Annotated in this window: 5 protein-coding genes; all 5 read left to right on the top strand. The window is 69.7% G+C overall.

The genetic code is table 11. The features are described from left to right. The first annotated feature begins 168 nt into the window (after window positions 1-168). Window positions 169-1,914 (top strand): ATP-binding protein, encoded by a 1,746-nt coding sequence (locus DEIPI_RS0107590; RefSeq protein ID WP_027481378.1) that lies wholly within the window; start codon window positions 169-171, stop codon window positions 1,912-1,914. Window positions 1,915-2,156: 242 nt separating this feature from the next. Beyond that, entirely contained in the window at window positions 2,157-3,422 is a 1,266-nt protein-coding gene (locus DEIPI_RS0107585) for an ABC transporter substrate-binding protein (RefSeq protein WP_027481377.1), read from the top strand. A 145-nt stretch (window positions 3,423-3,567) separates the two neighbouring features. Next, entirely contained in the window at window positions 3,568-4,515 is a 948-nt protein-coding gene (locus tag DEIPI_RS0107580) for a carbohydrate ABC transporter permease (protein WP_027481376.1), read from the top strand. Window positions 4,516-4,522: 7 nt separating this feature from the next. Then, a complete protein-coding gene (locus DEIPI_RS0107575; protein ID WP_027481375.1) occupies window positions 4,523-5,371 on the top strand; it encodes a carbohydrate ABC transporter permease in 849 nt (282 codons plus the stop codon). Window positions 5,372-5,527: 156 nt separating this feature from the next. Then, on the top strand, window positions 5,528-6,628 hold the full coding sequence (locus DEIPI_RS29420) for a hypothetical protein (protein WP_045233883.1): 1,101 nt from the start codon (window positions 5,528-5,530) through the stop codon (window positions 6,626-6,628). Window positions 6,629-6,703: the final 75 nt, after the last annotated feature.

Raw genomic sequence — 6,703 nt, 5'->3', positions numbered from 1 at the left:
TCGCGGAGGCGCGAGAGCTCGGACGGCGCTTCCGGCAGGCGGCGGTGCTGTGGGGCGTGGGCTGGCGCGTGGCGCTCGTGTGGTGCGACGGGCGCAGGCGCGCGCGGGACGTGGAGCGCTTCTGGGTGGAGCGCGCCCCGCGAAGCGGGTAGAGTGGGAGTCCTTGTCATGCACAGACCTCCCAGCGCCCTGTCCGACGTCCTGACGCGCCCCTCGGGCCCGCCGAGCGTGAACCTGCCCGTCGACATCAGCCCCCGTGACCTCGCGCGGTACGCGGTGGGGCTCGCGAACGTGCGCGGCGGGACCATCTACGTGGGCGTGCACGGGGGCGGGGTGCAGGACGCGAGCGACCTGCACCCGCTGCAGGTGACGCACGCGATCTTCGAGCTGTCCGGCGGGCGGCTGAGCGTGAACGTGCAGCACGAGCCGCGCGAGGGCGGACGGGTCCTGGCGATCTTCGTGCCACAGGCGCCGTACCTGCTCGCCACGCCCGACGGGGAGGTCGTCGCGTGGGACGGCGCGCACCTCGTGCCGGTGAGCGCGTCGCCGTCCGAGCCGCTCGCGCAGCCCGACTTCACCGCGACGGTGCCGCCCATGGCGTCCCTGTCGGACCTCGATCCCGTGGAGGTGGCGCGTCTGCGCTCCATGGGGCGGCGCGGGGACCTCGCGGGCCTCGCGGACCTCGACTTCCTGCGCGAGCTCGGCCTGATCGTGGAGACGGACGGGGAGTGGCGGCCCACCGTGGCGGGCATCCTGATGGCGGGCACGGCGGTGGCGCTGCGCACCTTCGTCCCGCAGGCCGAGGTGGACTACTACCATCACGCGCGCGGCGACGTGGACTTCCAGTTCCGCGAGGACCTGCTGCGTCCCCTGCCCGCGCTGCTGCTGCGCCTCTCGGAGCTGGTGCAGGCCCGCAACGCCTTCACGCCCGTGCAGGTGGGCCTCTTCCGCATCGAGGTGTGGGACTACGACGAGGTGGTCTACCGCGAGGCGATCCTCAACGCGCTCGCGCACCGCGACTACCAGCTGCGCGACGTGGTGCACGTGCACCACTACCCGGATCGGCTGGAGATCAGCAATCCGGGCGGTTTCCCGGGCGGCATCACGCCGTCGAACATCCTGCGCCACCAGCCCAAGCGGCGCAATCCGCTCCTCGCGGAGGCGCTCGCGCGGCTCGGTTTCGTGGAGCGCGCGGGCGTCGGGGTGGACAAGATGTACCAGCTGATGCTGCGGCACGGGAAGGAGCCGCCGGAGTTCACGACGTACCCGGACGCGGTGACGCTGACGCTGCACAACCCCGGCTTCGACGCGGAGTTCGTGCGTTTCGTCGCGAGGAAGCAGGAGGAGATGCAGTCGCTGAACCTCGACATGCTGATCGTGCTGAGCCTGCTCGGAAGGGAGCGCGAGGCGTCCCGCGCGGAGCTCGCGCGGGCGCTGCAACTGCCCGAGGAGCGCACGCCACGCCTGCTGGCCACCATGGAGGAGCGGGGCCTGATCGCCCGCGCGGGGCGTGGGCCGTCCACGCGCTACCTGCTGTCGGACGCGGCGCGCTCCGCGCTGGGCGGCGCGGCGGCGCGGGGGCCGGAGGCCGCGCCCGTCCCGACTCCGGTGACCGCGCCCGCACCGGCGGCGCCGTCACGGAACGGTCCGGGCCGTCCTCGTCGCGCCGCCGATCGCGTGGACGCGGCGGTCTCCCCCGCGCTCTCCGCGAGGCGGGGCTCCTCGTCGCGTGAGGCGGCGCTGGAGCTCGCCGCGCGGCCGGGAGGCGTCACGAACGGTGACCTGCGTCAGCGCTGCGGGCTGTCCACGCAGGGCTCGTGGCGGGGGCTGCGCACCCTCGTGGACGCGGGCCTGCTGGAGAGGCGCGGGGCGGGTCCCCGCAACGCCCGCTACTTTCGTCTTCATCCGACCTGAAGGTTCTTTGACCCGCGTGGGCCCCGTCGTTTACGCTCTTGGAGCCAGATGGTCCTTTCGTGCGGAACATCACGAACGAAAGCACTCCGGCGCGGCGACGGTCTCCGCGCCCTTCTTTTCTCGCGTGTTCCTCACGGGATTCGTTTGACATTGGACACAAGTGGCGGTACTTTCGTGAAGTACGACAAATTCATTCTGGAACCGTTTCCGCAACGGATTCCACGCGTGCCTCAGGAGGACGTATGAAGAAAGCCACGATTCTGGCCGGCCTCACCTTCGCGCTCGTTTCGGGCGTCGCCCACGCGCAGGGCGTCACCCTCACCTTCGCCTGCGACTCCGTCGGCAGCGGCTACGACCAGTGCAAGAAGGGCGCCGACGCCTGGGCCAAGAAGACCGGCAACACCGTCCGCGTGCTGCAGGTGCCCAAGGAGACCGGCGACCGCCTCGCGCTCTACCAGCAGCAGCTCGGCGCGAAGTCCAAGGACGTCGACGTGTACATGATCGACGTCGTCTGGCCCGGCCTGATCGGCCAGAACCTCGCCGACCTCAGCAAGAGCATCCCCAAGGCCGAGCTCGACCAGCACTTCCCCGCCATCGTCAAGAACAACACCATCAACGGCAAGCTCGTCGGCGTGCCGTGGTTCACGGACGCGGGCGTGCTGTACTACCGCACGGACCTCCTGCAGAAGTACGGCTACAAGAGCGCCCCCAAGACCTGGGCGGAGCTCCAGACGATGGCGCAGAAGATCCAGGAGGGCGAGCGCAAGAGCAACCCCCGCTTCGTCGGCTTCGTCTTCCAGGGCAAGAACTACGAGGGCCTCACCTGCGACGCGCTCGAGTGGGTCAACAGCTTCGGCGGCGGCGAGATCGTCGACAGCAGCGGCAAGGTGACCATCAACAACCCCAAGACCGTCGCGGCCCTGAAGCAGATCCAGAGCTTCGTCGGCACCATCTCCCCGCAGGCCGTCACCACCTACGCCGAGGAGGACGCCCGCAACGTCTTCCAGGGCGGCAACGCGGCCTTCATGCGCAACTGGCCGTACGCGTACGCCGCCGGTCAGGCCGAAGGCTCCCCCATCAAGGGCAAGATCGGCGTGGCCGCGCTGCCCGCGGGCCCCGGCGGCAAGCCCGCCGCGACGCTCGGCGGCTGGCAGCTCGCCGCGAACGCCTACAGCGCCCACCCGAAGGAGGCGGCGGACCTCATCCGCTACCTCACCGGCAAGGAGGAGCAGAAGCGCCGCGCCATCGACGCGAGCTACAACCCCACCATCGCCAGCCTCTACAAGGACCAGGACGTCCTGAAGGCCGTGCCCTTCTTCGGCAGCCTGTACGACGTCTTCACCAACGCCGTCGCGCGTCCCGCGACCGTCACGAAGAGCAAGTACAACCAGGTCTCGAACGCCTTCGCGACCGGCGTGTACAACGTCCTCACCAAGAAGTCCACGCCCGAGGCGGCCGCCTCGAGCATCCAGTCGCAGATCACCCGCATCAAGGGCCGCGGCTTCTGATCCCCGGGGCCTGCCCGTCCCGGACGTTCTGACCGATGGGCGCCCCCTTCACGGGGGCGCCCATTCCGAATTTAGAGGAAATGAACAACGCGGCCCGCACGAACTCGCCTCACACGTGCCGCACACTCGAAGTGAAAGGAGCATCATGGCGACCTCCACTCCATCCACGGCCCGTCGGCCCGGGAGGAACCGCAGCGTCGAGGCGACCCGGTCGCGCACCGCGATCTGGCTGCTGCTGCCCACGATCATCGTGCTGGCGCTCGTCGCGGGCTATCCCCTGCTGCGCACCATCTACCTGTCGTTCACGGAGTACAACATCAACACGGACCCCGCGCCGAAGGGCATAGGGTTCGACAACTACGCCTTCCGCCTCGACGACGGCACGCTGTCGGGCCTGCTGACCGACCCGCAGTGGTGGCAGGCGGTCTGGACGACCGTGAAGTTCACGGTGTCGAGCGTGGTCCTGGAGACCCTGCTGGGGCTCGGCATGGCGCTCGTGATCAACAGCAAGTTCCGCGCGCGCGGCCTGCTGCGCACCGCGATCCTGGTGCCGTGGGCGGTGCCGACGGTGGTGAGCGCGCAGATGTGGAACTGGATGTACCAGGACAACTTCGGCATCATCAGCCAGTGGGGCCGCTCGCTGGGTCTGCTGGAGGCGGGTCAGTCCTTCGTGGCGAATCCCAACACGGCGCTCGGCGCGCTCGTCGCGGTGGACGTGTGGAAGACGGCGCCCTTCATGGCGCTGCTGATCCTCGCGGGACTGCAGAGCATCCCGAGCGACATGTACGAGGCGGCGGACGTGGACGGCGCGAGCAAGGTGCGGCAGTTCTTCCGCCTGACGCTGCCCCTGCTGACGCCCGCGCTGCTCGTCGCGCTGATCTTCCGCACGCTCGACGCGCTGCGCGTGTTCGACATGCCGTACATCGTGAAGGGCAACGCGCCCGAGACGATGACGATGAGCATCTACGCACGACAGCAGATGATCGACAACGCCCAGTTCGGCTACGGAAGCGCGGTGAGCGTGCTGATCTTCCTGATCATCATGATCTTCACGGTGATCTACGTGACGAGCCTGCGGGTCAGGTTCGACTGAGGCCTCCATGCGCAAGAACCCCGTGCTGAATCAGATCGTGCAGGCCCTGTTCTGGGTGCTGGTGCTGATCATCCTGTTCTACGTCCTGTTCCCGTTCTACTGGGCGCTCAAGACGAGCTTCACGAACCCCGCCGAGCTCTCCAAGACGGCGCTCGACTGGTTCCCGTCGAGCCCGACCTGGGAGAACTACCGCGCGGTCTTCCAGGGGCAGCCCTTCGGCCGCAACCTCTTCAACAGCCTCGGCGTGGCCGCCGGGACGGTCATCATCAGCCTGCTGCTGTCGGTGCTGTCCGCGTACGCGCTCGGCAAGTTCCGCTTCCGCTTCAAGAGCGCGCTGATGTACATCATCCTCGGCGTGAGCGTCTTCCCGCAGATCGCGGTGCTGGGCGGCATGTACACCACGGTGCGCGCGCTGGGCCTGTACAACACCTGGGGCGGGTTGATCCTGAGCTACATGATCTTCACGCTGCCGTTCACGGTGTGGGTCCTGACGAGCTTCGTGCGGGAGATCCCGAACGAGCTGGAGGAGGCCGCCGTGGTGGACGGCGCGTCACCCCTGCAGACGCTCTTCCGGGTGATGCTGCCCGTGATGACGCCCGCGCTCGTCACGACGGGCCTGCTGGGCTTCATCGGCGCGTGGAACGAGTTCCTGTTCGCGCTGACGTTCACCACGACGGACGTGGCGCGCACCGTGCCCGTCGCGATCGGGTCGTTCAGCGGCGCGAGTCAGTACGAGAACCCGTTCGGGCAGATCATGGCGGCGAGCGTCATCGTAACGATCCCGCTGATCGTGCTGGTGCTGATCTTCCAGCGCAACATCGTCTCGGGCCTCACGGCGGGCGCCGTGAAGGGCTGACGGGAGCGGCCCACCTGCGGAACGGCCGGGGCACCTCGCCCCGGCCGCTCTTCTTTCGGGAACCTTCAGGTCCTTCCGGTTTCCTTCAGGTCCCTCCAAGGTGCGCGTCAGCCCTTGCCGGGCGCGATCCGCCCCTGTACCCTCTTGTTCGTGGCGATGGTCGCGGGGAAACGCAGCTGGCGGGCCGGTCTCGGGCCGCTCGCGACCGTGACCGTGCTGGTCCTGGTCAGCTTCAGCCCGAGCGTCGCGTGGTACGCGACGCGCACCTACGACCGCCTGCAGGCCCCGACGGAGACGGTCAAGGTCCCCGACCTGCCGGACGCGGCGCCGCTCGCGCCGCGCGTCACGCGCGGCTACGCGCCCCACGCGGCGGCCTTCGACGCGACGCTGCAGGAGATGCGCATCACGGGACGCCGCCACACACGGCTGCTGGAGCGGCACTTCGAGCTGTACCGTCAGGCCCGCGCGGTGTTCGGGGAGGCGCAGGCGAACGCGCTGATGCGGCTCGTGGACGTCGAGACGCGCAACCAGGCGGCGGGGCTGGAGCGCCGCTCGGTGTTCTCCTCCCCGGAGGCGGCCATCGCGAACGCGCGGGACTGGCTGGCGTTCTCGCGCTACGTCCTCGTGGAGCGGCCCGAGCGGACGCGGGACCTCGCGGCGCTCATCTCGTCCGCGAGTCCCGTCCCGATGGCGCCGGACGTGGTGCTTCGCCAGGCCACGTGGATCCGCCGCGCCGCGAACGACACGCGGCTCGCGCCGGGCGCGCTCGCGGCGGTCGTGGACAACGAGCAGGCGGGCGCGAGCCTCGCGTACGGCCTGTCGGGCCTGCTGCGCGAGTTCACGGACACGGCCGCGCTGCGCGCCACGCAGGTGTACGGCCGCAGCGGCTGGACGGGCGAGCTCTCCAAGACGGTGGGCATCGCGCAGATGTCGTGGGAGGACGCGCTGGGGCAGAACCAGCGGCTGCGCGCCTTCGGGGTGAGTCTCGGCGTGCCCTTCCCGCAGAACGAGGAGGAGGCGCGGACGCTGCTGGCGCGGCCCTACGCGAACCTGCTGCTGACCGCGTCGCGCATCGCGGGCTACCTCAACCGCACGGAGGGCGTCGGGCCGAACAGCGTGCTGCCGCACACGGACGCGTGGGTGTACTTCCTCGGGCCGGGCTGGCACAACAACCCGGCCCTCGCGTCGGGCGGCGAGACGTGGCCCTACGCGTGGAACGCGTTCTTCAAGGCCTGCCTGTACCAGCGGCTGCTGTAGCGAGCGCCTCCTGCACGTTCGGCGCGTGCGCGCCCGCGCGGGTGCAGGCGGCCGCCGCGATGGCCGCCGCGAAGC

This window comes from Deinococcus pimensis DSM 21231, assembly GCF_000519345.1.
GTDB lineage: Bacteria > Deinococcota > Deinococci > Deinococcales > Deinococcaceae > Deinococcus_A > Deinococcus_A pimensis.
Note: the sequence above shows the minus strand (reverse complement) of the source record. Positions and strands in the feature narration are given on the sequence as shown.

What these genes read in the sequence shown, in the direction of transcription:
- DEIPI_RS0107580 (WP_027481376.1), top strand. Translation starts at nt 3,568, where the DNA reads ATGGCGACCTCCACTCCATCCACGGCCCGTCGGCCCGGGAGGAACCGC.
- DEIPI_RS0107585 (WP_027481377.1), top strand. Translation starts at nt 2,157, where the DNA reads ATGAAGAAAGCCACGATTCTGGCCGGCCTCACCTTCGCGCTCGTTTCG.
- DEIPI_RS0107575 (WP_027481375.1), top strand. Translation starts at nt 4,523, where the DNA reads ATGCGCAAGAACCCCGTGCTGAATCAGATCGTGCAGGCCCTGTTCTGG.
- DEIPI_RS0107590 (WP_027481378.1), top strand. Translation starts at nt 169, where the DNA reads ATGCACAGACCTCCCAGCGCCCTGTCCGACGTCCTGACGCGCCCCTCG.
- DEIPI_RS29420 (WP_045233883.1), top strand. Translation starts at nt 5,528, where the DNA reads ATGGTCGCGGGGAAACGCAGCTGGCGGGCCGGTCTCGGGCCGCTCGCG.